The sequence below is a fragment of the Micromonospora sicca genome (assembly GCF_003172935.1).
Taxonomy (GTDB): domain Bacteria; phylum Actinomycetota; class Actinomycetes; order Mycobacteriales; family Micromonosporaceae; genus Micromonospora; species Micromonospora sicca.
Genome location: NZ_QGKS01000255.1, coordinates 1 through 25194 on the forward strand (window position 1 = coordinate 1; position 25194 = coordinate 25194).

The 25194-nt window shown below is 73.4% G+C and carries 24 protein-coding genes and 2 pseudogenes; 11 read left to right on the top strand and 15 right to left on the bottom strand.

The genetic code is table 11. The features are described 5' to 3' along the window. The first annotated feature begins 189 nt into the window (after positions 1-189). The 4 genes from tsaB to DKT69_RS19370 are packed head-to-tail and all read left to right on the top strand — an operon-like array spanning position 190 to position 2666. Positions 190-867 (top strand): tRNA (adenosine(37)-N6)-threonylcarbamoyltransferase complex dimerization subunit type 1 TsaB, encoded by a 678-nt coding sequence (gene tsaB / locus DKT69_RS19355; RefSeq protein WP_109802932.1) that lies wholly within the window; start codon positions 190-192, stop codon positions 865-867. Next, positions 864-1328: a ribosomal protein S18-alanine N-acetyltransferase gene (gene rimI / locus DKT69_RS19360; RefSeq protein ID WP_236648072.1), complete on the top strand. Its 465-nt coding sequence runs from the start codon at positions 864-866 to the stop codon at positions 1326-1328. The genes tsaB and rimI overlap by 4 nt, the downstream gene beginning before the upstream one ends. Before the next feature lie 5 nt (positions 1329-1333). Beyond that, positions 1334-2380, top strand: coding sequence for a tRNA (adenosine(37)-N6)-threonylcarbamoyltransferase complex transferase subunit TsaD (tsaD, locus tag DKT69_RS19365; protein ID WP_109802956.1), 1047 nt, complete (start codon positions 1334-1336; stop codon positions 2378-2380). Positions 2381-2411: 31 nt separating this feature from the next. Next, positions 2412-2666 carry a hypothetical protein gene (locus DKT69_RS19370; RefSeq protein ID WP_109802957.1) on the top strand — a complete coding sequence of 85 codons (255 nt, stop codon included), beginning with the start codon at positions 2412-2414 and terminating at the stop codon, positions 2664-2666. Between the two features lie 30 nt (positions 2667-2696). Here the strand turns inward: DKT69_RS19370 and DKT69_RS19375 are convergent, their stop codons facing one another. Genes DKT69_RS19375 through DKT69_RS19390 form a run of 4 tightly spaced genes read right to left on the bottom strand, consistent with a single transcriptional unit; the run spans position 2697 to position 4767 of the window. After that, on the bottom strand, positions 2697-2993 hold the full coding sequence (locus DKT69_RS19375; protein WP_109802933.1) for a hypothetical protein: 297 nt from the start codon (positions 2991-2993) through the stop codon (positions 2697-2699). An 11-nt stretch (positions 2994-3004) separates the two neighbouring features. Next, positions 3005-4054 (bottom strand): toxin glutamine deamidase domain-containing protein, encoded by a 1050-nt coding sequence (locus tag DKT69_RS19380; RefSeq protein ID WP_146231142.1) that lies wholly within the window; start codon positions 4052-4054, stop codon positions 3005-3007. A 3-nt stretch (positions 4055-4057) separates the two neighbouring features. Then, a complete protein-coding gene (locus tag DKT69_RS19385) occupies positions 4058-4372 on the bottom strand; it encodes a hypothetical protein (protein ID WP_161557890.1) in 315 nt (104 codons plus the stop codon). Between the two features lie 8 nt (positions 4373-4380). Beyond that, positions 4381-4767 (bottom strand): YbaB/EbfC family nucleoid-associated protein, encoded by a 387-nt coding sequence (locus DKT69_RS19390; protein WP_157746351.1) that lies wholly within the window; start codon positions 4765-4767, stop codon positions 4381-4383. A 191-nt stretch (positions 4768-4958) separates the two neighbouring features. Between DKT69_RS19390 and DKT69_RS19395 the strand changes: the two genes are divergently transcribed. Then, positions 4959-6665: an ABC transporter ATP-binding protein gene (locus DKT69_RS19395; RefSeq protein ID WP_109802936.1), complete on the top strand. Its 1707-nt coding sequence runs from the start codon at positions 4959-4961 to the stop codon at positions 6663-6665. Further along, positions 6662-8405, top strand: a pseudogene (locus DKT69_RS19400) (ABC transporter ATP-binding protein). The gene DKT69_RS19395 and the pseudogene DKT69_RS19400 overlap by 4 nt, the downstream one beginning before the upstream one ends. Before the next feature lie 77 nt (positions 8406-8482). On the opposite strand, the gene DKT69_RS19405 reads toward DKT69_RS19400, so the two are convergent. From DKT69_RS19405 to DKT69_RS19435, 7 genes are all read right to left on the bottom strand, one after another. Next, a complete protein-coding gene (locus DKT69_RS19405) occupies positions 8483-9226 on the bottom strand; it encodes a DUF4142 domain-containing protein (protein WP_109802937.1) in 744 nt (247 codons plus the stop codon). A 131-nt stretch (positions 9227-9357) separates the two neighbouring features. Then, a complete protein-coding gene (locus tag DKT69_RS19410; protein WP_109802938.1) occupies positions 9358-10536 on the bottom strand; it encodes an ROK family protein in 1179 nt (392 codons plus the stop codon). Between the two features lie 8 nt (positions 10537-10544). Beyond that, positions 10545-11807 carry a sugar ABC transporter permease gene (locus DKT69_RS19415; RefSeq protein WP_109802939.1) on the bottom strand — a complete coding sequence of 421 codons (1263 nt, stop codon included), beginning with the start codon at positions 11805-11807 and terminating at the stop codon, positions 10545-10547. Then, a complete protein-coding gene (locus DKT69_RS19420) occupies positions 11804-12610 on the bottom strand; it encodes an ATP-binding cassette domain-containing protein (protein ID WP_109802940.1) in 807 nt (268 codons plus the stop codon). Before DKT69_RS19420 ends, DKT69_RS19415 begins: the two co-directional genes overlap by 4 nt. A gap of 17 nt (positions 12611-12627) precedes the next feature. Then, entirely contained in the window at positions 12628-13719 is a 1092-nt protein-coding gene (locus DKT69_RS19425) for a sugar ABC transporter substrate-binding protein (protein ID WP_109802941.1), read from the bottom strand. Between the two features lie 380 nt (positions 13720-14099). Then, a complete protein-coding gene (ybaK, locus tag DKT69_RS19430) occupies positions 14100-14579 on the bottom strand; it encodes a Cys-tRNA(Pro) deacylase (protein ID WP_109802942.1) in 480 nt (159 codons plus the stop codon). A gap of 43 nt (positions 14580-14622) precedes the next feature. Further along, positions 14623-15810 carry a THUMP-like domain-containing protein gene (locus DKT69_RS19435; RefSeq protein WP_109802943.1) on the bottom strand — a complete coding sequence of 396 codons (1188 nt, stop codon included), beginning with the start codon at positions 15808-15810 and terminating at the stop codon, positions 14623-14625. A gap of 352 nt (positions 15811-16162) precedes the next feature. Here DKT69_RS19435 and groES point away from each other — a divergent pair, with 352 nt between their 5' ends. From groES to DKT69_RS39950, 4 genes and pseudogenes are all read left to right on the top strand, one after another. After that, positions 16163-16471, top strand: coding sequence for a co-chaperone GroES (gene groES, locus DKT69_RS19440; RefSeq protein WP_497529405.1), 309 nt, complete (start codon positions 16163-16165; stop codon positions 16469-16471). Between the two features lie 70 nt (positions 16472-16541). Next, a complete protein-coding gene (gene groL / locus DKT69_RS19445) occupies positions 16542-18182 on the top strand; it encodes a chaperonin GroEL (RefSeq protein WP_109802945.1) in 1641 nt (546 codons plus the stop codon). Between the two features lie 123 nt (positions 18183-18305). Beyond that, positions 18306-19940 (top strand): molybdopterin-dependent oxidoreductase, encoded by a 1635-nt coding sequence (locus DKT69_RS19450; protein WP_109802959.1) that lies wholly within the window; start codon positions 18306-18308, stop codon positions 19938-19940. 92 nt (positions 19941-20032) lie between these two features. After that, positions 20033-21202 (top strand): annotated as a pseudogene (locus tag DKT69_RS39950) (low temperature requirement protein A). Between the two features lie 117 nt (positions 21203-21319). Here DKT69_RS39950 and DKT69_RS19465 read toward each other — a convergent pair. The 3 genes from DKT69_RS19465 to DKT69_RS19475 all read right to left on the bottom strand — a co-directional run bounded on the left by DKT69_RS19465 (position 21320) and on the right by DKT69_RS19475 (position 23673). Further along, the gene (locus tag DKT69_RS19465) at positions 21320-22063 is read right to left on the bottom strand and encodes an SDR family NAD(P)-dependent oxidoreductase (protein ID WP_109802948.1); all 744 of its coding nucleotides are present in this window, start codon (positions 22061-22063) and stop codon (positions 21320-21322) included. Between the two features lie 122 nt (positions 22064-22185). Then, positions 22186-23118, bottom strand: coding sequence for a LysR family transcriptional regulator (locus DKT69_RS19470; protein ID WP_201749742.1), 933 nt, complete (start codon positions 23116-23118; stop codon positions 22186-22188). A gap of 171 nt (positions 23119-23289) precedes the next feature. After that, positions 23290-23673 (bottom strand): WhiB family transcriptional regulator, encoded by a 384-nt coding sequence (locus DKT69_RS19475; protein ID WP_109802960.1) that lies wholly within the window; start codon positions 23671-23673, stop codon positions 23290-23292. A gap of 254 nt (positions 23674-23927) precedes the next feature. Between DKT69_RS19475 and DKT69_RS19480 the strand changes: the two genes are divergently transcribed. Continuing rightward, entirely contained in the window at positions 23928-24731 is an 804-nt protein-coding gene (locus tag DKT69_RS19480) for a helix-turn-helix transcriptional regulator (RefSeq protein WP_109802950.1), read from the top strand. Positions 24732-24761: 30 nt separating this feature from the next. On the opposite strand, the gene DKT69_RS19485 is transcribed toward DKT69_RS19480, so the two are convergent. After that, positions 24762-25172 carry a DUF5319 domain-containing protein gene (locus tag DKT69_RS19485; protein WP_109802951.1) on the bottom strand — a complete coding sequence of 137 codons (411 nt, stop codon included), beginning with the start codon at positions 25170-25172 and terminating at the stop codon, positions 24762-24764. Positions 25173-25194 lie beyond the last annotated feature (22 nt).

A 25194-nucleotide genomic window follows, 5' to 3' on the forward strand; every position in this document is an offset into this window, starting at 1 on the left:
GGGGGCGGGTCGCGGCGCGGGACCGGATCGCACGGGGGTGGGCGAGGTGCGCGGGCGGCGCGACGAAACGCCGGGGGCGCCGGGCGGTGGCAGCCACCTTCGGGCCGGCGCGCCCGTCGCTGGCCGCCACGGCCGGCCCGGACGGGGTGTGACCGGGTATGCGCGCGGAGCCGACTAGGCTGGCATACCGTGCTCGTACTGGTGGTGGACTCCTCGACGCCCGCGGTGACCGCGGCGTTGGTCGAGGTCTCGGCGGACGGCGTCGTGACCCGCGCGCAGCGGTGCACGGTCGACGCCCGGGCGCACGGTGAGCTGCTCGCCCCGCAGGTCGACGCGGTGCTGGCCGCCGCCGACGCCCGCCCCGCCGACCTGGCCGCGATCGTCGCCGGGCTCGGCCCCGGGCCGTTCACCGGGCTGCGGGTGGGCCTGGTCACCGCCGCCACCATGGGTCAGGTACTCGGCATCCCCACGTACGGCGTCTGCTCGCTGGACGGGATCGGCCACCCGGTGGCGGCCGGCGAGCCGGTTCTGGCCGCCAGCGACGCCCGCCGCCGGGAGATCTACTGGGCCGTCTACGACGGCGCCGGCCAGCGGATCGCCGGGCCGAACGTGGACGCCCCCGCGGTCGCCGCCGAGCGCGCCCGCGACCTGGCCGTCACCGTGGCCGCCGGCGACGGCGCGCACCGGTACGCGGACGTCCTCGGCCTGCCGCTGAGGGCCGAGCCGCGCTACCCGGACGCGACCGTGCTCGCCACGCTGGCCGCCGAGCGGATCCGGGCCGGCGCCCCCGGCGAGCCGCTCACCCCGCTCTACCTGCGCCGCCCGGACGCGGTGGCGGCAACCGGGCACAAGCCGGTCCTACCGTGAGCGCGAGCAGCGAGCCGGTACGGCTGAGCCGGTTCCGCTGGTGGCACATCGACCAGGTGCTGCCGATCGAGGCGGACCTCTTCGGCGTCGAGCAGTGGTCCCCGGCGATGTTCTGGAACGAGCTGGCCCACGGGCACCACTACCTGGTCGCCACCGACGACGACGGTACGGTGCTCGGCTACGCCGGGCTCATTGTGGCGCCACCCGACGAGGCCTGGGTGCAGAACATCGCGGTCCGCCGGGACGCCCAGCGCCGGGGCATCGGCCGGCTCCTGCTGGAGGCGCTGCTCGCCGAGGCGGACCGGCGCGGCGCTCGCAGCACCCTGCTGGAGGTCGCGGCGGACAACGCCCCGGCCCAGCGGCTCTACGCCAGCTACGGCTTCGAGCCGATCGGGGTGCGGCGCGGCTACTACCAACCGAGCAACACCGACGCGCTGGTCATGCGGCGCAACGAGGATTGATGAGCATGGCTGACGAACCCCTGATCCTCGGCATCGAGACCTCCTGCGACGAGACCGGCGTGGGCATCGTGCGCGGGCACACCCTGCTCGCCGACGCGATCGCCTCCAGCGTCGACGAGCACGCCCGGTTCGGCGGCGTGGTGCCCGAGGTGGCCAGCCGGGCCCACCTGGAGGCCATCGTCCCGACCATGGAGCGGGCGCTCGCCGAGGCGGGGGTGACCATCACCGACATCGACGCGATCGCGGTCACCTCCGGCCCGGGCCTGGCCGGCGCGCTGCTGGTGGGCGTGGCCGCGGCCAAGGGCTACGCCGTCGCCGCCGAGAAGCCGGTGTACGGGGTGAACCACCTCGCCGCGCACGTCGCCGTGGACACCCTGGAACACGGGCCGCTGCCCGAGCCGGCGATCGCCCTGCTGGTCTCCGGCGGGCACTCGTCGCTGCTGCTCGTCGACGACCTGGCCCGCGGGGTCACCCCGCTCGGCTCGACCATCGACGACGCCGCCGGTGAGGCGTTCGACAAGGTGGCCCGGCTGCTCGGGCTGCCCTTCCCCGGCGGCCCGTGGATCGACCGGGAGGCCCGGGCCGGCGATGCCGGGGCCATCGGCTTCCCGCGCGGCCTCACCGCCGCCAAGGACCTCGCCGCCCACCGGTACGACTTCTCCTTCTCCGGCCTGAAGACCGCGGTGGCCCGCTGGGTGGAGGCGCGGCAGCGGGCCGGCGAGCCGGTGCCAGTGGCCGACGTGGCCGCGTCCTTCCAGGAGGCGGTCTGCGACGTGCTGGTCGGCAAGGCGCTGGACGCCTGCCGGACGAACGGCGTCGAGACGCTGGTGATCGGCGGCGGAGTGGCTGCCAACTCCCGGCTGCGGGCGATGGCCGAGCACCGGGCGGCGAAGCAGGGCGTCCGGGTCCGGGTGCCGCGCCCGAAGCTCTGCACCGACAACGGCGCGATGGTGGCCGCGCTCGGCTCGCACCTGGTGGCCTCGGGCGTCGCGCCGAGCCGCCTCGACCTGCCCGCCGACTCCGCCATGCCGCTGACCGTGGTCAGCGTCTGACATGCCGCCCGCCGCTGACGAGAGGGACGACGTGATCGTACGGATGTGGGAGGCGCGCGCCGAGCCGTACGGCTTCGCCGACCTGATCACCTGGGTCTGCGACACCGCCCTGCCCGAGTTCGAGCACGACCCGCTGCACCTGTCCAGCGAGGTCTTCTCCTCCACCGACCACCGGCTGGTGGTGATCTCCAAGTGGCGGAGCAGCCCCCGGGACCTGCCGGAGCCGCCGATGCGGCTGGTGGCGCGGCCCCCGCACTCCTGGGACTTCACCCAGGTCGACCGCTGACCCGACGGCCGGCGGTCGACCTGGGGCCGGTCAGACCTGGATGGTGGGCGCCGGGTTGGGCCGGTCGCTGATCGAGGGATCGGTGCCGATCTGGAACGACGGCAGGAACTCCAACCGACCGTCCGCCTTGTACACCACCGGCACCGAACCGGCCATCATGTACGACATGTCGCCGCCGACCAGGAACTCCCGGGCGCCCACCTCGAACACGTAGAACGCGTCGTTCTCGACGATCTTGCGGTCGTCCAGGCAGTAGGTGCCGATCGGCCAGTCCGGCTCGGTCGCCCGGCGGACGATGTCCCGGGCCTGCTCGTAGGTGACAGCCATGACGCGTGATCCTAACCGGGTGGCCGGACGAACTCGGTGAGCCCGCCGGGCATGGGGATGTCGTCCAGCCGGACGAACGAGGTGCTGTGGCCCTTGGCGAAGTAGTCGGCGACGTCCCGGCCGGCGTTCTGGCCGTCGATGAAGCGGACCTTGCCGCCGACGTTCTCCACGTTGAAGACGTGCCCACCGCCGTTGTTCCAGCGGATCGCGACGACGCCGCGGGAACCGGGGCCGAAGTTCTGGAAGGCCTGCTCGATGTCACCCTGGCCGCCGGTGCTGAACCGGCGGCCCCAGGTGTTCTCGATGTCGCCGATCGAGCGGCCGCCCCAGTTGTGGAACTGCTTCGGCAGCGCGGTCGCCTCGACGTCGATGCCCCGCCGGCGCAGCTCGTACGTCTGCACGCAGTGGGTGCAGTTCGCCGAGTAGTCCGGGTGGGGCGGGTTGAACTTCGGGTTGACCCGCTTGAGGTCGTGCGCGATCTGCCGCTCGACCTTGCGGGCGGCCCGCTTGGCACCGACCTTGCGGGCCAGCTTGAGCAGCCGTTTGGCCTGCTCCAGGATCTGCTTGAGCACCGTGCGGACCTGCTGCACGATCATCTTGATCAGGCGTTGGCAGATCATCCGGGTGGCGGCGATGAAGCCGGGCACGGTGGTGGTGGAGGCGCCGACGGTGGCGATCGCGGCGGCGAGCGCAATGGTCACCTGGACCAGCAGGATGATCAGTTGGACGATGAAGGCGATCTTCATGGCCAGTGTCATCGCCGCGAAGATCATCAGCACCGCGCCGATGAGCTGCGCGGCGATCGCGTCCTCCAGCAGCCGCAGCTGCGGGCCGTCCTCCCGCCGCCACCACGCCTCGAACGCGTCGACGGTGTCGCCGGTGTTGTACCGGCCGACCGCGTCGGCGGCCCCGTTGGCGCGTTCCGCGGCGGCCTGCAACGTCATCCCGAAGGACAACCACTGCTGTCCGGCGGCGAAGAGCAGCTCCTCGTCGGCCTGCGGCCACTCCAGACCGATCCAGCTCAGCGGCTCGGTCAGCTCGGCCGGAAGTTCGAGACCCACCGGTCAGGCTCCCAACCGGCCGTGCAGCGAGGTGAAGAGCGCGTCCGACTGCTGGTCGACCTCGACCACCTGCTGCGCCCAGTCGGCCAGCCCCTCGGCGGCGGTGATCAGCAGCTGCACGTGCGAGCCGTACGTCTCCAGCGCGTGCGACAGCACCTCGGTGTACGCCGCCCCGAAGACCGTGCCCGGCTCGTCGGCGCCCCACGGGTTCTGCGTGGTCACCGTGGCCTCCAGGGCGCCCAGGCCGGTCTCCAGCTCCACCGCCACCCCGGCGATCTGCTGGGCCGCCCCGGCCAGCACCTCCGGCTCGGTGTGCATCGGCTTCATCATCGCGGCGCCGCCCCGCCCATCCGGTCCAGCCGGTCCGCGATCTGCTGCGCCGCCGCGGTCAGGTCGTCCAGCCGGCGCTGCGCGCCGAAGCCGAGGTCGTTGAGGAGCGGACCGAGCCCCTGCGGCAGCGTCACCGGCTGCGCGGCGAGCTGCTCCTGCAGGGCGGCCTGCAACGCGGCGCGGGCGGTGCCGAACGCCTCGCGGATCGCGGCCGCCAGATCCTCGGCGGGCAGCCGCATGACGCGCGGGTCGAGGTCGAGGGCGGTCAGGTCCCCGGTGCCGTCCAGCTCGACGTGCACCAGGCCGCCCGCCGCGTCACCGGATCCCCGGGCGGCGGTGAAACGGCCCAGCGGGCCGTCCGGTCGGTCGTACTGGTCGGTCACGCGGCCACCCCGTTCCCCGGTCGACTGTGGAGGGACCCGGACCCGCCGCATCCCGCCGGAAGCCTAGCGACCATTGGCGAACGGGGTGGTCCCGCCATCCTCGTCGGCGGTGCGACCTGCGTCGCACACCGCGCTGACCGGCGGGAATTCGGATGCGGGGGACCGTCGAGGCCGCCTAGCGTCGGGTCGCCATGCGTTTCTCACCGGCCGGCGATCCCGGCATCCCCGACGACCGGTCCGCCACCCGCTACCTGCTGTGGCTGGCCGGCCGGCACCCGTTCCTCTTCGGCTCCGGCATCGCGCTGGGCATCGTCTGGATGGTCGCCCAGGCGCTGATGCCGGCCGCGGTGGGCCGGGCGGTCGACGCCGGCCTCGCCCACCGGGACCCGGACGCCCTGCTGACCTGGGGCGCCGTGCTGCTGGGGCTGGGCGTGCTCCAGGCGGTGGCCGGGATCCTGCGGCATCGCTGCGCGGTGCACAACTGGCTGGCCGCCGCGTACCGGACCGTGCAGGTGACCGTCGAGGCCACCAACCGGCTGGGCGCCGCGCTGCCCCGCCGGGTCGTCGCCGGCGAGGTGGTCAGCATCGGTACGGCCGACATCGAGCACATCGGCAGCGCCGTCGACATCACCGCGCGGGGCGCCGGTTCGATCGTCGCCGTCGGCACCGTGGCGCTGATCCTGCTGGACGCCTCGGTGCCGCTCGGGCTGGTGGTGGTGCTCGGCGTGCCGCTGCTGATGGGCCTGGTCGGGCTGCTGATCCGGCCGCTGCACCGGCAGCAGCAGGCGTACCGGGACTCGGAGGGGCGGCTGACCGCCCGGGCCGGTGACATCGTCTCCGGGCTGCGGGTGCTGCGCGGCGTGGGCGGCGAGCCGGTGCTCTCGGCGCGCTACCGGGCGCAGTCCCAGGCGCTGCGCGCCGACGGCCTCCGGGTGGCCCGGGTGGAGTCGCTGCTGGAGGCGGCGCAGGTGCTGCTCCCCGGCGCGTTCGTGGTGCTGGTGACCTGGCTCGGCGCCCGCTTCGCGCTGCGCGGTGAGATCAGCGCCGGCCAGCTCGTCGCCTTCTACGGCTACACCGCCTTCCTGGTCAGCCCGCTGCGCAACCTGACCGAGGCGGCGGACAAGCTGACCCGGGGGCACGTCGCCGCCCGGCGGGTGGTGCGGCTGCTCCGGCTCACTCCGGAGCTGGTCGATCCGGCCCACCCGGCGGCGCTGCCCGCCGGCCCCGGTGAGCTGGTCGACGTGCAGTCCGGGCTGGTGGTGCGACCGGGCCGGTTCACCGCGCTGGCCGCCAGTGCCCCGGAGGACGCGGCTGCGATCGCCGACCGGCTCGGCCGGTACGCCGACGGCGACGTGACGCTGCACGGCGTACCGCTGCGGGACCTGGCGGTGGCGACGGTGCGCGAGCGGATCCTGGTGGCCGACAACGACGCGCACCTCTTCACCGGCCCGATCCGGTCGGAGCTGGATCCGCACGACGCGGCCGACCGGGCGGCGGTCGAGGCGGCGCTGGTCGCGGCGAGCGCGACGGACATCGTCGAGGCCCTGCCCGACGGGCTGGACGGCCGGGTGGCCGAGCGGGGACGGGAGTTCTCCGGCGGGCAGCGGCAGCGGCTGCGGCTGGCGCGCGCGTTGGTCGCCGACCCGGAGACGCTGGTGCTGGTGGAGCCGACCAGCGCGGTGGACGCGCACACCGAGGCGCGGATCGCCGAGCGGCTCGGCGCGGCCCGGCGCGGCCGGACCACGCTGGTCTGCACCACCAGCCCGCTGGTGCTGGGCCGGGCCGAGCACGTGGTCTTCGTGGAGGACGGCAAGGTGGTGGCCGAGGGCCGGCACGACGAACTGCTCGCGGCCGAGCCGCGGTACGCGGCCACGGTCAGCCGGGAGGAGGAGCGATGAGCAACGCGCTGCCCGTCGCCGACGCCGACCAGGTCCGTCGGTACGCGCGCACGCTGGTCCGCCGGCACCCGCGCGGCCTGGCCGGGGCGCTCGGCCTGCACGCCCTCGCCGCGGCGGCCGGCCTGGTGGCGCCCCGGCTGCTGGGCGACCTGGTGGAGGGCATCTCACGCGGCGTGTCGGCGGTCACCGTCGACCGGGTCGCGCTGGCCATCGCGGCTTTCGTGGTCGTCCAGTCGGTGCTGGTGCGGTTCGCGCACCTCGCCTCGGCCCGGCTCGGCGAGCGGGTCCTGGCCGAGCTGCGGGAGGACTTCGTGGACCGGGTGCTGGCCCTGCCGCTGTCCACGGTGGAGCGGGCCGGCACCGGTGACCTGCTCACCCGGACCTCGCGGGACGTCTCGGCGTTGTCCCGGACGCTCCGGTTCGCGGTGCCGGAGACGCTGATCGCGGTGGTGACGGTCGTGCTGGTCCTCGGCGCGCTGCTGCTGACCGGCCCGCTGCTGGCGCTGCCCTGCCTGCTCGCGGTCCCGGTGCTGTGGGCCGGCACCCGCTGGTACCTGCGCCGGGCGCCGGCGGGTTACCTGCGGGAGAACGCCGCCTACTCGGACATCACCGACGGGATCAGCGAGACGGTGGAGGGGGCGCGGACCACGGAGGCGCTGCGCCAGCAGGCCCGCCGCCGGGCCCGTAGCGACGCCGACATCCGCCGGTCGTACGCGGCCGAGCGCTACACCCTCAACCTGCGTACGGTCTTCTTCCCGGTCGCCGAGATCGGGTACGTGGTGCCGGTGGTCGCCACCCTGGTGATCGGCGGCTGGTTCCACCTGAGGGGCTGGGCCAGCCTGGGTCAGGTCACCGCGGCCACCCGTGCAGCAGCTGGTCGACCCGATCGACCGGCTGCTCTCCTGGCTGGACGAGCTGCAGGTCGGTGGCGCCTCGATGGCCCGCCTGCTCGGGGTGGCCGTCGACGGCCCGTCGGCGCCGGCCACGACTGCCGGGTCCGCTCCGCCGGGCGGGGAGCGCCGGCTGGCCGCCCGGGACGTCCGGTACGCCTACCGGGAGGGTCACGACGTGCTGCACGGGGTGACCCTGGTGCCGCGGCCGGGGGAGAAGCTGGCCATGGTGGGCCCGTCCGGCGCGGGGAAGTCCACGTTGGGGCGGCTGCTGGCCGGGGTGCACGCACCCCGCTCCGGTTCGGTGACGGTGGACGGCCGGCCCCTGGCCGAGCTGCCCCTGGCGGAGCTGCGCACCCACGTCGCCCTGGTCAGCCAGGAGCATCACGTCTTCATCGGCACCCTGGCGGAGAACGTGGCGATGGTCCGGCCGGAGGCGGGCGACGCCGAGGTCCGGGCGGCGCTGGCGGCCGTCGACGCGCTGGGCTGGGCGGAGGCGCTGCCGGAGGGGCTGGCGACGCCGGTCGGCTCGGGCGGGCATCCGCTCTCCCCGGCGAAGGCGCAGCAGCTCGCGCTGGCCCGGCTGGTCCTCGCCGACCCGCACACCCTGGTGCTGGACGAGGCGACCTCGCTGATCGACCCGCACGCCGCCCGGGAGTTGGAACGTTCGCTCGCCGCCGTGCTCGACGGTCGGACGGTGATCGCGATCGCGCACCGGCTCTTCTCCGCGCACGACGCGGACCGGGTGGCGGTGGTCGAGGACGGCCGGATCACCGAGCTGGGCTCGCACGACGAGCTGGTCGCGGCGGACGGCTCGTACGCGGCCCTGTGGCGGTCCTGGCACGGCTGACGGAGGCGACCGGTCCCCGCCGGGGTGGCGGGGGCCGGTCGGTGACGGTGCTCCGGGTGGCCTGCCGCGCCCCGGCGTCAGCTGCGGCGCAGGATGCGGTACGTCGCGATGCCGCCGGTGCCGAGGGCGGCGAGGAAGACCAGCCAGACGACGGTGGTGCTGACCTCGGCGGCGCGGCCGCCGCTGCCGACGTTGGCGGCTGCCGCGGCGACCAGCGAGTCGCTCTGCGCCGGGGGCAGCGCGGCGGGCGGCAGCTGCTGCCAGCGGACCAGCCCGGTGCTCTCCAGCATCGCCATGTGGTCGGAGACGAACTTGTTGGCCTCGTCGGCGAGCTTGCGGACGGTGGCGTCCCGGGTGCTGGCCCGGACCGCCCCGATCACCGGGAAGATCTTGCCGTGGGCGACCCGGAGCCGGGTGACGAAGATCTGGTCGAAGCGGGCGCCGGTCGCGTTCTGCATCTCGCCCAGCCACCCCTTCTGCTCGGTGGTCGGGTCGGTCGGCAGGGTGGCGCCCAGCTTGTTGGCGGCGTTCACCACGAGCTGGTCGAGGACGCCGTGCTGCCGGGAGATCTCCGCCCCGATCTCGCGTACCCGGGGCGACTGGCCCTTCTCGGCGGCCATCTGCCCGGCCGGCATCTCCCAGAGCCCGGCCAGCCGTACGCCGTTGAGCAGGGTCATGTCGGCGGCGTTCAGCTGCGCGCCGGGCGCGGCCACGGCCACCCCGGGGAGGACGCCGAGCCCCGCGACGAGCGTGATGAGCAGCAGCGCCACCCGGCGGGTCCGGTGCGCTGGCCGGCGGCGTGCGGATTGCAGCGGTGCCATTGTTGCGGTGCCTCCTCGGTCCGGACCGAACGCGGGTGTCGCGGGCGTCCGCACCCCGTCGGCCGCCCGTCCGCACACTGGTACGGATCACCGGCGCGATCAGTTCACCGGCCGGGCCGTGGCCCGCCCCGTCAGACCTCCAGCGGGTCCGCGAGCAGCCGCTCGAAGGCCAGTTCGGCCGCCCCGACCAGGGCGGCGTCCCGCCCCAGTTGCGGGGTGCGGAGCCGGACGTGCTCCAGGCACGCCGAGAGGCCCACCGAGTTGAGCCGGCTGCGCACCTGCGCCGCCGCCGCGAGGTAGAGGTCCCGCATGGTTCCCCCGAAGATCACCATCTCCGGATTGAAGATGTTGACCAGGTTCCCCACGCCGAAGCCCAGCCAGTCGCCGACCTGCCGTACCGCCGCCTGGGCCCGGGCGTCCCCCCGGTCGGCGGCGTCGATGACCGCGAGCACCGCCTCCCGGCCGGAGGCCGCCGGGCGACCGGCGGCGTGCAGGAGCGCGTACTCGCCGATCTCGGTCTCCCAGCAGCCGCGCGACCCGCACTCGCAGCGGGACCCGTTCCGGTTGACCACCATGTGGCCCACCTCGCCGCCGTAGCCGCCGTGCCCGGTCAGCCGGCGGCCGCCGGCGATGATGCCGGCGCCCACGCCGACGTCCCCGTACAGGTAGATGACGTTGTCGCGCCCGGCCGCGGCGCCGCGGGCGTGTTCGGCGAAGGCGCAGACGTCGGCCACGTTGGCCACCACGACGGGCGTCTCCGCGTCGAGTTCGGCGGCCAGGGTGGCGCCGATCGGCTCGTTGACCCAGCCGGTGTGCGGGCTGAGCCGGACCAGGCCGTCGTCGCGGCGCACCATGCCGCAGACCGCGATCCCGGCCCCGACGCAGATCGTCCCCGGCGGCACCGCCGGTTGCATCTCCTTGAGCGCCCCGGCCAGCAGCGGCGCGGTCTCCGCCGCGACCAGACCGCGCGGCCGGCTCAGCTCCCGCCGATCGAGTACGACGCCACCGAGCCCGACCCGGGCGGCCTGCAACCGGTCCACCTCGATGCTGAACGCCCACGCGTGGACCCGGGCGGACTCGGGCCGGACGACCAGCGAGGGGCGCCCGGCCCGCCCCCGCTGCTTCGGGGTCGCCTCGCTGACCAGTCCGGCGTTGGCCAGGTCCGCGGTCAGCGCGCCGATGGTGCTGCGGTTGAGCCCGAGGGCGGAGGTGAGTTCGGCCCGGGACATCGCCCCGTGGACGTGGACGTGGCGCAGCAGCGCGCCGAGATTCTGCCGGCGAATCTCCTCCTGGCTCGGACCCGCGCGCATCGCCGGCCTCAGCGGTTTCCGGTCGCGAGGGCGCGGCGCCGGGACAGCGCGTCGACCCCGGCGGCGAGCAGCAGCACCAGCCCGGTGAACAGGTACTTCACCCCGGAGCTCGCATCCATCAGGCCCATGCCGTTGTCGATGACCGCGACCACCGCGCCGCCGAGCACCGCGTCGACCACCCGGCCCTTGCCGCCGAAGAGGCTGGTGCCGCCGATCACCGCCGCGCCGACCGCGTAGAGCAGCACGTCGCTGCCGCCGGTCCGGGCGTCCACCGAGCTGAACCGGCTGGCCGCCACGATGCCGCCGACCGCCGCCATCGAGGAGCAGACCACGAAGACGGAGATCCGGATCCGGTCGACGCTGATGCCGGCCCGGTGGGCGGCCTCCCGGTTCCCGCCCACCGCGTAGATGTGCCGCCCGTACGCGGTGCGGGACAGCACGAAGCTCAGCGCGACGAGCAGTACCCCGACCAGGGGCACGACGACCGGCATGCCGCGGTTCGAGCTGATCAGGCTGTTCAGGCTGCGTTCCATGTTGAGCACGTACACGGCGACGCCGACGACGGCGGCGAGGCTGCCGATCCGGAGCAGCACCATCGACATCGGATCGGTCGCCAGGTCCCGGGCCCGGCGGTTGCGGTACCGGAGCAACTGGGTGGCGGCGTACCCGCCGACGGCGGCCGCGGCGAGCAGCCAGCCGACCACCGGCGGCAGGTTCCGGTTCTCGATGGCGACGATGGGGGCGGCCTGGACCGAGACGTTGGTGCCGCCCTTGATCAGCATCAGCATGATGCCCTGGAAGGCGAGGAACGCGGCGAGCGTGACCACGAAGGACGGAATGCCGACCTTCGCCACCAGGAAGCCGAGCACCAGGCCGATGGCCGCGCCGGTGGCGAGGGCGGCGAGGGTGGCCACGTACCACGGGTACCCCTGCAGGGTCAGCAGGTTGGCCAGCACGGCCGCGCAGACCCCGCTCGCGAAGCCGGCGGACAGGTCGATCTCGCCCACCAGCAGGACGAACACCAGCCCCATCGCGATCAGGACGACGGCCGCCCCCTGGGTGAACAGGTTCGCGAAGTTGCCGGCGGTGAGGAAGTTGGGCCGCAGGACCGAGAAGAACACGCAGAGCACGACCAGACCGAGGATCGCCGGCAGGGCGCCCATCTCACCGCCCCGCAGGCGGGCGAGGTAGCCGCGTACGTGGGCGCCGAGACCGGTCCGCGGGGCGGCCGTCTCCGGCTGGGGGTGGGCCAGGTCGGCTTGGGTGATCATTTCTCGGCTCCCGTCGTCCCGGTGCCCCGGTAACCGTTGGCGTTCCTGCCGGCCGTGCCGAGCGAGCCACTGCGCCCCGAGGTGATCAGCTCGACCACCTGGGCGTGCGTGACGTCGGTGGTCCGGACCTGGGCGACCATCTGACCGAGGTAGAGGGTCGCGATCCGGTCGGAGACGGCGAAGACGTCGTTCATGTTGTGCGAGATGAGGACGACGGCCAGCCCGTTGTCGGCGAGCCGCCGGACCAGTTCGAGGACCTGGGCGGTCTGCGCCAGGCCGAGGGCCGCCATCGGTTCGTCGAGGATGACCAGCCGGCTGTTCCAGAGCACCGCCTTGGCGATCGCCACCGTCTGGCGTTGGCCGCCCGAGAGGCTGGACACGTGCTGGCGCAGTGAACTGATCGTGCGGATGGAGAGCCCGGCGAGCGTCTTGGCGGCCAGTTCCTCCATGGCCGGCTCGTCGAGGACGAGGCCGGAGCGCCGTTCCCGGCCGAGGAACATGTTCTGCACGATGTCGAGGTTGTCGCAGAGCGCGAGATCCTGGTACACCACGTCGATGCCGAGCCCGGCGGCGTCCCGGGGACCGTTGACGGTCACCGGCCGTCCCTCGAAGAAGAACTCGCCGGCGTCGGTGCCGTAGATGCCGCTGATGCACTTGACCAGCGTCGACTTTCCGGCTCCGTTGTCGCCGACGAGCGCGGTCACCTGGCCCGGATACACCGAGAAGGCGACGTCGCGGAGCACCTGCACGGGGCCGAAGCTCTTGTCGACGCCACGCAGTTCCAACAGGGGTGTCTCGGACACGGGGTGTCTCCTTCAGTTCAGCCGATGCCGGCCCGGGCGCACAGCTCGGCGTACTTCGCGGTGCACACGTCGGCCTTGTCGACGTAGCCGTCCGCGATGACGTTCTTCACCGTCTCCTTGGTGATGGCCTGGGCGCCCAGCAGCACGGCGGGGACGTTCCGGTCGCCCTTGGGGTCGTGGAAGGTCTGCTCGGTCTTCTTCTTCTCGCCCCGGGCCAGCGCGATCGCCAGGTCGGCCGCCGCCTCGGCCTCCGTCCTGACCGGCTTGTACACGGTCATGCACTGGTCGCCGGAGAGGATGTGCTGCAGGGCCTGGGCGTCGGCGTCCTGGCCGGTGACGGGGACCTTGCCGTTGAGCTTGTTCTTCGCCAGCACGGAGATGACGGCGTTGGCCAGCCCGTCGTTGGCGGCGACGACGGCGTCGATCCGGCCGTTCGTCTGGGTCAGCATCTGCTCGAAGATGGTGCCGCCGGTGGTGTTGTTCCACTCGGGCACCGACTGGTCGGGGCCCTTGAGGTACTCCTTCGCGTCGTACCTCGGCGCCAGGACCGAGTCGTAGCCCTCCTTGAACTGGGCCGCGTTGTTGTCGGTCGGCGAGCCGTTCAGCTCGGCGACCACCGGCTTCTTCACGCCCTTGTCGGTGAGGCACTTGACCAGGCCCTCGCCCTGGAGCCGGCCGACCGCGACGTTGTCGAAGCTGACGTAGTACTGCGCGGAACCGCCCAGCGTGGGCCGGTCGTAGTCGATGGTGGCGACGCCCTTCTGGGTCGCCTTGTCCAGAACCGCCTTCCCGGTACCCGAGTCGAGATTGGTGATCATCAACGCGGTCACGCCATTCGTGATCATCTGTTCGGCGATGGTGACGAATCGCGCCTTGTCGTTCTGGGCGTTCTGGATGTCGTAGTCCACCCCGGCCGCTTTGAACGCGGCCTCCAGGTATCTGCGGTCCGCGGTCTCCCACCGGTTCGACGAGGCGCTGTCGGGCAGGATGACCCCGATCTTCGGCCTGGGACTGCCCGCGGCGCCGTCACCGGAGTCGGTGCCGCAGGCGGTGAGGTTTCCCGCGGTCAGCAGGCCGACCGCGGCGACGGTGAGGATCCCTCTGCGCATTCTGCACGGTTCCTTTCAAGGGGGACGGAACTCGAGGGGAAGGTGGGTGGGGTGACGAGCCGGTGAGCCGCGGGGTCGCGCTGCCAGCGGTTTGTTGTTCCGGGCAACGTATTGTTCGTCGCTCGGGCGCACAAGACCGTAGTGGCCAGCAGTTTGTTGTTGCCAGTAACAATTCGGCAACGCGGCCGACATTCGACCGCTCCCCCCGTCGCTGGAGGTGGAGCGCCCTGCCCGCGGAATTGGTGTGGATCGGGAATGCCGCCGGCGCAGATATCGACGGTGAGAGATTATTTTGCTGCCAGACCTTGGCCGCCCTCGATGTGGACAGTAAGAAGGTCAGCACCCACCGCTGACCCGCCGGCCGGGCGTCGCGCTCGTGCTCAGCGGCCGGCGAGCGGGGCCGTCACCGCGCCGGTCAGGGCGATCAGGTCGGCGGGGCTCAGTTGGAGCTGGAGTCCGCGGCGCCCCGCGGAGACGTACACGGTCGGGTGGTCCAGCGCCGAGGCGTCGACCACGGTCGGGAGGCGCTTGCGCTGGCCGAGGGGGCTGATGCCGCCGCGGACGTACCCGGTGGCCCGCTCCGCCACCGTGCGGTCGGCCATGGTCGCCCGCTTGCCGCCGACCGCGGCGGCCAGCGCCTTGAGGTCCAGCTCCCCGGTGACCGGGACCACCGCCACGATGAGCCCGCCGTCCACCTCGGTGACCAGCGACTTGAACACCCGCTCCGGCGGGACCCCGAGCGCCGCCGCCACCAGGGCGCCGTAGTTCGGCGCCTCGGGGGAGACGTCGTACGGGTGCGTGCTGTGGCTGATCTTCCGCTTCGCGAGCAGCGCGGTCGCCGGAGTGCCCTGTCCCGCCATGCCGACAAGCTAGCCCGGGCCCGGCCGGCGGGGCGAGCCGAATTCAGGCGGGTACCGGGTGGCCGACGAGCACGGTGGGCGCGCCGGCCACCCGGGTCAGCACCAGGCTCGCCGCCGCGTCGCCGGAGAGCCGCAGGTCCCGGCGCAGCTTCTCCGGCTCCAGCGCCGAGCCGCGCTTGAGGATCTCCACCCGGCCGACCCGGCGTTCCCGGAGCAGGGCGCGCAGCCGCTTGAGCGAGAATGGCAGCACGTCCGTCACCTCCAGACAGCGGGCGTATGGGGTGCGGACCGGGGCGTCGGCGTACAGGTAGGCGATGCTCGGGTCGGCGAGGGTGGCGTCCAGCTCCGCGGCCAGTTCGGCGACCAGGTGCGCGCGGACCACCGCCGGGTCCGGGTCGTACAGGAACCGGCGGGCCGGGCCGACCGGGGCCTCCGCCGCGCCGGATCCGGTCAGCACGTGCGGCGTGCCGCCGCGCAGCAGGGTGGCCCGGCGGGGGACCTCGGCGAGTCGGCCGCACCAGAGCGCGGCCTCCACCAGGTCGCCGTCCACGCTGACCCATTCCGCCTCGGCGCCGGGCGGGATCAGCGCGTGGTCCAGCCCCGGGGCCACCTTCACCACGGTGTGCGGCACCCGCTCGGCGAGCCCGGTGACGAAGTCCCACGGCGGCGAGTAGGAGTTCGGGTCGAAGATCCGCCGCCCGGTGCCGGCGGTCCGCCGGGCCGGGTCGCAGAAGACGCCGTCCACCCGGCTGACGTCGAAGGCGGTCGCGTCGCCGCACTCCACCGTGAACCGCTCGGCCAGCCCCGCCGCCTCGGCGTTGGCGGCGGCCATCGCGGCGGTCACCGGGTCGGCCTCCACGCCGTACACCCGGATCCCGGCGCGGGCGGCGGCGAGTGCGTCCGCGCCGAGGCCGCAGCCCAGGTCGGCCAGGGTGCGTACCCCGGCGGCGTGCAGCCGCGCGGCTCGCCGGTCGGCGACCACCCGGCGGGTGGCCTGTTCCAGCCCGGTCCGGGTGAGGAACATCCGCGCGGCGGCCGGCCCGAACTTGCCGGCGGCGCGGCGGCGCAGCTCGGCCTGGGTGAGCGCGGCGGCGGCCAGCCCGGCCGGCACCCCGGCCGAGCGGAGCGCGGCGGCCGCGGCCAGCGGGTCGCCGCCGGCCACCTCGGTGGCCGCGGCGAGCGCGGCCGACCCCTCGGCGGTACGCAGCGCGGCCAGCTGGTCGAGATCCACCGTGCCATTCTCCCCGCCCGTCGGGGCGGATCGGCCGGGCGGGGCCGGGTGCGGCATGGTGGGGTGCCGCCGCCGGGCTGCCGCGACCGGCCGCGGGCGGAGTTGATCATGTTCGTCGGGACGACGCGCCGGACGACGGATTGGCACTCTCCTTGACGGAGTGCTAGCCGAGGAATAACCTGCGATTAGCACTCTCCCATCGAGGGTGCCAGCTTCCGGGCCTCGGCCCGGGCGCTGAACGCCAGGCGGACCGGCACCCGCGACGACGGCCCCGCCCGGTGGCATGTGGCAGATTGACGCCGTTCGGCTTGCCGTCCGGCAACGAAACCAAGTACCCCAGGAGGGTATGCCCGTGACTACCGCGACCAAGGTTGCGATCAAGCCGCTCGAGGACCGGATCCTGGTCCAGGCGAACGAGGCTGAGACCACCACGGCGTCGGGCATCGTGATCCCCGACACCGCCAAGGAGAAGCCGCAGGAGGGCACCGTCCTCGCTGTCGGCCCGGGCCGCATCGATGACAAGGGCAACCGGATCCCGGTTGACGTCAAGGTCGGCGACACCGTCATCTACTCGAAGTACGGCGGCACCGAGGTCAAGTACGCCGGCGAGGAGTACCTGGTGCTCTCCGCCCGCGACGTCCTCGCGGTCATCGAGAAGTAACCAACCGATCAGTGTCGTTGCCCCGGTCCGGCTCGCCGGGCCGGGGCAACGTCGCTTCGAAGGGACATTCATGGCGAAGATCCTGAGCTTCTCGGACGACGCCCGGCACCTGCTCGAGCACGGTGTCAACGCCCTCGCGGACGCGGTCAAGGTCACCCTCGGCCCGCGTGGGCGCAACGTCGTCCTGGACAAGAAATTCGGTGCGCCGACGATCACCAACGATGGCGTGACCATCGCCAAGGAGATCGAGCTCACCAACCCGTACGAGAACCTCGGCGCGCAGCTGGTCAAGGAGGTGGCGACCAAGACCAACGACGTCGCCGGCGACGGGACCACCACCGCGACCGTGCTGGCCCAGGCCATGGTCCGCGAGGGCCTGCGCAACGTGACCGCCGGGGCGAACCCGGCCGGCCTCAAGCGGGGCATCGACGCGGCGGCCGCCAAGGTCTCCGAGGCGCTGCTCGGCCGGGCCGTCGAGGTGGCCGACAAGGAGTCGATCGCGCACGTGGCGACGATCTCCGCGCAGGACGCCACCATCGGCGACCTGATCGCCGAGGCGATGGAGAAGGTCGGCCGCGACGGCGTCATCACCGTCGAGGAGGGCTCGGCGCTGCACACCGAACTGGACGTGACCGAGGGTCTCCAGTTCGACAAGGGCTTCATCTCGCCGAACTTCGTTACGGACGTGGAGGGCCAGGAGTCGGTCCTGGAGGACCCGTACATCCTGATCACCACGCAGAAGATCTCGGCGATCGAGGAGCTGCTGCCGCTGCTGGAGAAGGTCCTCCAGAACAACCGGCCGCTGCTGATCATCGCCGAGGACGTCGAGGGCCAGGCCCTGTCCACGCTGGTGGTCAACGCGATCCGCAAGACCCTCAAGGTCTGCGCGGTGAAGGCCCCCGGCTTCGGCGACCGCCGCAAGGCGATGCTCCAGGACATGGCCATCCTGACCGGCGCCGAGCTGGTCGCCCCGGAGCTGGGCTACAAGCTCGACCAGGTCGGCCTGGAGGTGCTCGGCACCGCCCGGCGCGTCGTGGTCGACAAGGAGACCACCACCGTCGTCGACGGTGGCGGCCAGACCTCCGAGGTCGCCGACCGGGTCGCCCAGATCCGCAAGGAGATCGAGGCCTCGGACTCCGAGTGGGACCGGGAGAAGCTGGCCGAGCGGCTGGCGAAGCTCTCCGGCGGCATCGCGGTCATCAAGGTGGGCGCCGCCACCGAGGTCGAGATGAAGGAGCGCAAGCACCGCATCGAGGACGCCATCTCGGCGACCAAGGCCGCGGTGGAGGAGGGCACGGTCCCGGGCGGCGGCGCCGCCCTGGCCCAGATCCTCCCGGTGCTCGACGACGACCTCGGCTTCACCGGTGACGAGAAGACCGGCGTCTCGATCGTGCGCAAGGCGCTGGTCGAGCCGCTGCGCTGGATCGCCCAGAACGCCGGCCACGACGGCTACGTGGTGGTGCAGAAGGTCGCCGGCAAGGAGTGGGGCAACGGCCTCGACGCCGCCCGCGGCGAGTACGTCGACCTGGTCAAGTCCGGCATCATCGACCCGGTGAAGGTGACCCGCAACGCGGTCACCAACGCCGCCTCGATCGCCGGCCTGCTGCTCACCACCGAGAGCCTCGTGGTGGAGAAGCCGGAGAAGGCCGAGCCGGCCGCCGCCGGTGGGCACGGCCACGGTCACGGCCACCAGCACGGCCCGGGCTTCTGACCCGACGCCGTACGGACGACGTCAGGGCACACCGTCACGCCGACGGTGTGCCCTGACCCGTATCTGGTTACGGAACGCTGACGCCGCTACCGGTCCGGCGGGGTGATCGACAAGACTGGTCCGATGACCACCACGTCCCGCGGGTACGCCGCGCTGGCCGGGATCACCGCCGCCGCCGTGGCGATCGGCGCCGCCGAACCGGTGGCCGTCCTCACCGGTGCCCGTTCCGCGCCGCTGATCGCGGTCGGCGGGCTGGTCGTCGACATCGTCCCCGCGCCGCTGAAGCAGTTCGCCATCGCGCTCTTCGGCACGTACGACAAGATCGCCCTGCTGGTCGGGACGGCCCTGCTGCTCGCGGCGTTCGCCGCGCTGCTCGGCGTGCTGGCCGCCCGCCGGCTCTGGGCCGGGCTGGCCGGCATCGCGGCCTTCGCCGCCCTCGGGGTGGCCGCCGCGCTGACCCGGGCCGGCGCGAACGTCCTCGACGCGCTGCCCTCGCTGGTCGGCGCGGCGCTCGGCGCGCTGGCCCTCTGGCTGCTCCTGGCCGGGCCGCTGCAACCCGAGCTGTGGTCCTGGTCGCCGCCGGTCGCCCCGGAGAGGGCCCCCGAGCCGGTCGCCCCGGAGGCGGCCCCCGAGCCGGTCGCCGCGGACGAGGCCCGCGAGCCGGTTCCGGCCGGCGGGGCGGAGGTCGACCCGGAGGGGCGGCGGCGCTTCCTGACCGGGGTGGGCACCCTGCTGGGCGTGGCGGCCGTGGCCGGGGTCGGCGGGCACTGGCTGGCCGGGCGGCGGGGCGTGTCGGCGGCCCGGCAGGCCGTCGCGTTGCCGACCCCGTCGGCCGCCGCGCCGGCGGTGCCCGCCGGGGCCGACCTCTCGCTGGCCCAGCTCGCCCCGTACGTCACCCCGAACTCCGGCTTCTACCGGATCGACACGGCGCTGGTGGTGCCGCAGGTGGATCCGGCGACCTGGCGGCTGCGCATCCACGGCCGGGTGCGCCGGGAGATCGAGCTGAGCTTCGCCGACCTGCTCGCCCGGCCGATGGTGGAGCGGTACGTCACCCTGGCCTGCGTCTCCAACGAAGTCGGCGGGGACCTGATCGGCAACGCGCGCTGGCTGGGTGTGCCGATCAAGGAGCTGCTCGACGAGGTCGAGCCGGAGGAGGGTGCCGACCAGGTGGTCGGCCGCTCGGTCGACGGCTGGACCTGCGGCACCCCCACGGCGGTGCTGCGGGACGGGCGGGACGCGCTGCTCGCGGTCGGGATGAACGGCGAGCCGCTGCCGGTCGAGCACGGCTTCCCGGTGCGGATGGTGGTGCCCGGGCTCTACGGCTACGTCTCGGCCTGCAAGTGGGTCACCGAGCTGGAGCTGACCAGCTTCGCCGACTTCGACGCGTACTGGGTGCCGCGCGGGTGGTCGGCGCAGGGGCCGATCAAGACGGAGTCGCGGATCGACACGCCCCGGTCCCGCAACCGGCTCACCGCCGGTCCGGTGATGGTCGCCGGGGTGGCCTGGGCCCAGCACCGGGGCATCCGCAAGGTCGAGGTACGCGTCGACGGCGGCCCCTGGCGGGAGGCGACGCTCGCCCCGACGGTGTCGGTGGACACCTGGGTGCAGTGGTCCTGGCGCTGGGACGCCACCCCGGGCGAGCACACCCTCCAGGTGCGGGCCACGGACGCCGACGGCGTCACCCAGACGGCGGAGCGGCGGCCGGTCGAGCCGGACGGCGCCACCGGCTGGCACGCCGTCGAGGTCACCGTACGTTGAGCAGGTCAGCCACCGGTCGGGCACCCGGCGCCGACGGCGGTCATACCGATCAATCAGGGGATCTGGGGGCCGACCCTCGCTAACCTGATGCCGTGGGGGCAGGGCGGGGCCGCAGGCGCTCGTTGATCCATGGCTATGGTGCGGCGCGGCGGGCCAGCTGGCTGGAGCTCTTCTTCGACCTGGTGTTCGTCGTCGCGGTGTTCCGGCTCGGCCAGTTGCTGCTGGACGATCCGTCGGCGCGCGGCGTGCTGGTCTTCGCCGGTCTGATGAGCACGATCTGGTGGTTGTGGTTCAGCTTTTCCTACTTCGCCGACCTCTTCGACGACGATCGCCCACCGAGCCGGATCGTGCAGTTGGCCGCGATGCTGGGCGTGCTGGCACTGTCAGCCTCCCTTCCCCACTGGTCGGCCGGCGACGCGGACCGGTTCGCGGTGGCGTACGGGCTGCTGCTGGCGATGCTCACCGCGACGTACGGGATCGTCGGACGGATCGACGTCGAGGCACGGGAGTTCTGCTGGTGGAACGCCGCCGGCTTCCTGATCGGCGCCGTGCTCTGGTTCTGCTCGCTCCTGGTGTCCGTGCCCGCCCGGTACTTTGTCTGGGGCGTCGCACTCGTCGTCAACGCCGCCATCGCCGGACCACTGGCCTACGCCGTGGTGCGCCGGGCGCCGACGCAGAAGTCCCACATGCCGGAGCGGTTCGGTCTGTTCACCATCGTCGTGCTCGGGGACGCCGTCCTGGCGGTCGCGAACGGAATCGGCGCCACCGGCTGAAGACCGGCCGCGGTGGCGATCGGGGTCGGCGGCTTCATCATGGCCAGCGGAGTCTGGTGGGTGTATTTCGTCGCCACGTACGACAGCGAGGCGGGCAACCGGGTGCTCCGCGCCGGGCGGGAGGCGGTGGTCCGGAGCTACTTCTACGCCTACGGTCACCTGCTGGTCTACGCCGCGATCGTGACCGCGGGTGTCGCCGTCGAGTTGGCGGCGAAGGAGGCGGCACATCCGGGCCCCGGGCACGATGTGGCCGGGCGGCTGCTGGGAGGCAGCCAGCTGGCGATGATGGCCGGTTGCGTCATCATCTACCGCGGGATCAGCCTGTCGGTCAGTCGCCCGGTGGCGCTGACCCAGTCGGGGTTGGCGCTCGTCGCGCTGGTGATCGCGTTGGCGGGACTGCCGCCGGTCGTGGCGGTGTCTCTCAGCGCGATCGCCTGGGTGGTGCTGGCGGTCGTCGAGCAGCGATCGGCGTCGGATCGGCCCCGTTGACTCTCGTCTTTCCGGGGCGGCGCGCGACTGCCGGACGCGCCCCCGGGTCATCCCCGGCCGGGCCGCGGCCCGCTCCACGGTGGCGTGGAGCGGGCCGCGCGGTGGTGTGCAGCGGGCTCAGACCGCGATGCGCCCACCGTCGACGGGCAGGATCGCGCCGTGCACGAAGCTCGACCGGTCGGTGGCCAGGAAGGTGATCGCTTCGGCGATCTCCTCGGCCGACCCCGGACGTCCGGCCGGGATCGTGGCCGCCAGTTGGTCGAGGTCCTCGCCCATCCCGGCGGTGCCCTCCGTCCGGGTGGGGCCGGGGCTGACCGCGTTCACCCGGACCCCGTGCGGCCCGTACTCGGCGGCCCAGGACTTGGTGAGCAGCACCAGCGCCGCCTTGCTCGCCCCGTACAGGCCCATCCCCGCCAGGCCGAACTCGGCGACCATCGTGCTCAGGTTGATGATCGCGCCCTGGCCGCGCTTCGCCATCTCCGGCGCCAGCTCGGCGACCAGGAAGTACGGCGCCTTGACGTTCAGCGTGAACACCGAGTCGAAGGTCTGCTCGCTGGTCTGGTCGGTCGGGCCGAACGGGTAGATCCCGGCGTTGTTGACCAGGATGTCCACGTGGCCGACCAGCTCCCTGGCCCGAGCGGCGAGCTCCCGGGCGGACGCCTCGTCACGCAGCTCAGTGGCCACGAAGTCGGCCCGGCCACCGGCGGCGCGGATGTCCCGGACCACCTGGTTTCCCCGGACCTCGTCGCGACCGGAGATCACGACGTGCGCACCGAGCTTGGCCAGCGCGACGGCAGCCGCCCGGCCGATGCCGCTGTTACCCCCGGTCACCAGCGCCGACCTGCCATGCAGTTCTGTCATTGTTCTCCACCCACATTCTGGTCCGCGATGAGCGGCTTCGGTCGGGCGTGCCCCGACCAGTGGGTGCAAGTCGCACGGCGGCTGAAGCTTTCCCGCCGAGCTGATCAAGCAACTTATGGCCGCTATAAGCGACCCGCGTCGGCTGCCGATCGGACCTGCTCCAGCCCCCGGACCTCCAGAGCGGCGATGAGGCGACCGAGGTCGCGCCGGTGGGAGCTGGCCGGCCACACCGCCCAGGTACGCCGGACGAGGGGATGGCCGACCAGCGGCGACCAGGTGACCGAGTCCGGGATCGGTTGCGACCAGCTGGGCGGTGCCAGCGCGAAGGCCCCACCGGCGGTGACCGCCGCGAGTTTCACCTCGGGGATCAGCTGCTGCCCTTCCGGTGCGGCGGGTCCGAGATCCAGGCCGTGGCTGCGCAGGATCGCGGTGAGTTCGTCGTACCAGGCCGGGCTCCCGGAGCGCGGGAAACCGACCCAGTCCAGCCCGGCGAGCGCGTCCAACCGGATCCCGTCGGGGCCGGCGACGGCGGCGGCCTGGTCGGCGGATAGCAGCACGCCCAGCGCTTCCTCGACGACCAGGACGGCGTCCAGGTCGGGGCCGATCGGGTGTTCCCGCACCAGCCCGACGTCGATCTCGCCGGCGCGGAGCGCGGCGAACTGGGCGGCGGTGGACATGTGGCGGGCCTGGACCCGGGTACCCGGGTGGGCCGCGGCGAGGTCGGCGAGCGGCCGGGACAGCAGGTCGGTGGGGAGCTCCAGCGGGATCCCGAGCTTGAGCACCCGGTCGCCCGCGGCGGTGTGCCGGGCGACGGCGGCCACCGCCTGATCGTGCCGGGAGAGCACCGCGCGAGCCTCGGCGAGCAATGTCATGCCCGCCTCGGTGGCCTGCACGCCGGTACTGCGGCGGACCAGCAGCTGCACGCCGAGCTGTCGCTCCAGCGCGTTCATGGTCTGGGACAGCGCGGGCTGACTCACGTGCAACCGCCGCGCGGCCGCGGAGAGGCTCCCCTCCTCGACGACCACGACGAACGCCCGCATTTCCCGCAGTTCCACCCGCCCATCACACCACGCGTGCCCACGGCCACCGGGTGGGAAGCCGGTCGCACCGGCCCCGGTCCGCTCGGCCGACGCCGACGACATCCCCGCGGACCCGGGAGAGGCGTCGACGCCGCGCCCCGGGGCGGGGCGCGGCGTCGGTCGTCGGTGTCGTCGCGGTGGGTCGGGTCAGGCGATCTTGCGCTGGTCCGGCACGGCCGACTTGTGCGGCCGGCCGAGGCGGGCCTCCAGCCGGGCGATGTCGACCCGGCTCTGCCGGCGGTCGGCCAGGTCCTCCCAGCCGAGGGCGAGCAGCCGGAGCCGCTCGGACTCGCTGAACCCGCCCCACACGCCGTACGGCTCGCGGACCGCGAGGGCGTGCGCGGCGCACTCGGCGCGTACCGGGCAGGCCCGGCAGACGGCCTTGGCGCCGGACTCGCGCCGCAGCCGCGACGAGCCACGCTCGCCGTCCGGGTGGAAGAACTGGGCGCTGTCCCGGCCCCGGCAGGCACCGAGCCGCTGCCAGTCCCAGAGATCGACGATGGGTCCGGGCAGTCTACGTACGTTCGACATCAGCACCCCTCCTCCCGCGCGGCACCGCGGAGAATCCTTCATGGCCAGCTACCGGGCGGCGGTCCGCGCAGGCGCACCGGTTCCGGCCTGGCGTCTCGGTACCCGGGCTTTCCCGCGCTCACACATCTGTGATCGAAAACCTCGGACAACTCGCGGCATATGCCCCATCTGCCAGAAAAGTTCGGATGATTGCCCGGAACCTCCTCGCGACGCGACTCGGCCATGGTCTGCTCTGAGTCGGAGAGGAGACCACTGTGCGTACCGTTCTCGTGTGCGTTCGGACACCGACCGCGGCCCAGCAGCTGACCTCCGCGGCGGCCCGACTCGGACTGTCCGCGATCGTCCGGACCGCCGTCTCCGATCCCGAGGTGATGTTGCGGCTCGCCGAGCGTCCGGTGGACGTCGTGCTCGCCGACACCGCGCTCACCCGACCGGACAGCGCCGGCTTCGTGCGCCGGGTGCTCGCCCGGGCGCCCCAGGCCGCCGTGCTGCTGCTCGGCACCGAGGAGTCGGAGGCGGCCGCGGCCACCATCAGCGCCGGGGCGCGGGGGCTGATCCAGGGCGCCGACCACGACCTCACCAGCGCGGTGGCCAAGGCGCTGCTGCTGCTCGCCGCGCCCGGACGACCGGCCCGGCACCGGGTCACCGACCCGGCCCGGGACGCCGCCTCCGTCGGCGGGCCGGTACGGTCCGCGGCGCCGGGGCGGCCGGCGTCCGGCTGGGCGACGGTCCCGGGGGAGGGAACAGGCGGCGTGCCGACCGTGGTGCCGGTGCAGCGCGGCGACGACGAGGCCGAGCCGGAACCCGCGCCGGCGGGCGGCCCGCAGCGCGCCGGGTCGGGCGCGCGCGGCGGCCGCACCTCTGTCGGGCTGACCGAACGGGAGCTCCAGGTGCTGCTCGGCATGGCCGAGGGGAAGAGCAACGCGGAGATCGGCCGGGAGCTGTTCGTCTCCGAGGACACCGTCAAGACCCACGCCCGGCGGCTGTTCCGCAAGCTCGGCGCCCGGGACCGGGCGCACGCCGTGGCCGCCGGCTTCCGGGCCGGACTGGTCGCCTGAGCCGCCCTACCGCCGGCCCGGCCCGGCGGCTCAGGCGTCCGCCGCGTCGTCCTCCTCGGTGCCCTCGGTCAGCGTGTCGTGCACGCCGTCGGCGTAGCCGCGGGCGTAGTCCCAGGTGACGTAGTGGTCCGGGTCCGGGTCGTAGGCCGGCTCGTGCACCCGGGGCCGGCCGGAGCTGAGCAGGTGGCGCAGGTTGCCCCGGAGCAGGTCCCAGTCGAAGTAGTGCGGCTCGCGGCAGTCCTCGCACTCGATGACCAGCCCGCGCACCCCGATCGGCGCCAGCAGGGCCTGGTAGATCTCCAGGTCGGCGAGATCCTCCAGGACGTCCTGGCGCTCGACCTCGGTCAGCGGGTCCAGCGGGTCGTCCTCGCGCGGATCCTGCAGCCCGGCGGTCGGATCGGCCGGGTCGCCGTTGAACGGGTCGATGGGCTCGTCGTGCACCCCCTCACCGTAGTCCCAACCG

Coding starts and splice junctions, on each gene's coding strand:
- DKT69_RS19475 (WP_109802960.1), bottom strand. CDS start 23,673: ATGTCGAACGTACGTAGACTGCCCGGACCCATCGTCGATCTCTGGGAC.
- ybaK (WP_109802942.1), bottom strand. CDS start 14,579: ATGGCGGGACAGGGCACTCCGGCGACCGCGCTGCTCGCGAAGCGGAAG.
- DKT69_RS19385 (WP_161557890.1), bottom strand. CDS start 4,372: ATGCACACCGAGCCGGAGGTGCTGGCCGGGGCGGCCCAGCAGATCGCC.
- tsaD (WP_109802956.1), top strand. CDS start 1,334: ATGGCTGACGAACCCCTGATCCTCGGCATCGAGACCTCCTGCGACGAG.
- DKT69_RS19375 (WP_109802933.1), bottom strand. CDS start 2,993: ATGGCTGTCACCTACGAGCAGGCCCGGGACATCGTCCGCCGGGCGACC.
- DKT69_RS19450 (WP_109802959.1), top strand. CDS start 18,306: ATGACCACCACGTCCCGCGGGTACGCCGCGCTGGCCGGGATCACCGCC.
- DKT69_RS19425 (WP_109802941.1), bottom strand. CDS start 13,719: ATGCGCAGAGGGATCCTCACCGTCGCCGCGGTCGGCCTGCTGACCGCG.
- DKT69_RS19395 (WP_109802936.1), top strand. CDS start 4,959: ATGCGTTTCTCACCGGCCGGCGATCCCGGCATCCCCGACGACCGGTCC.
- groL (WP_109802945.1), top strand. CDS start 16,542: ATGGCGAAGATCCTGAGCTTCTCGGACGACGCCCGGCACCTGCTCGAG.
- DKT69_RS19465 (WP_109802948.1), bottom strand. CDS start 22,063: ATGACAGAACTGCATGGCAGGTCGGCGCTGGTGACCGGGGGTAACAGC.
- DKT69_RS19415 (WP_109802939.1), bottom strand. CDS start 11,807: ATGATCACCCAAGCCGACCTGGCCCACCCCCAGCCGGAGACGGCCGCC.
- DKT69_RS19405 (WP_109802937.1), bottom strand. CDS start 9,226: ATGGCACCGCTGCAATCCGCACGCCGCCGGCCAGCGCACCGGACCCGC.
- DKT69_RS19410 (WP_109802938.1), bottom strand. CDS start 10,536: ATGCGCGCGGGTCCGAGCCAGGAGGAGATTCGCCGGCAGAATCTCGGC.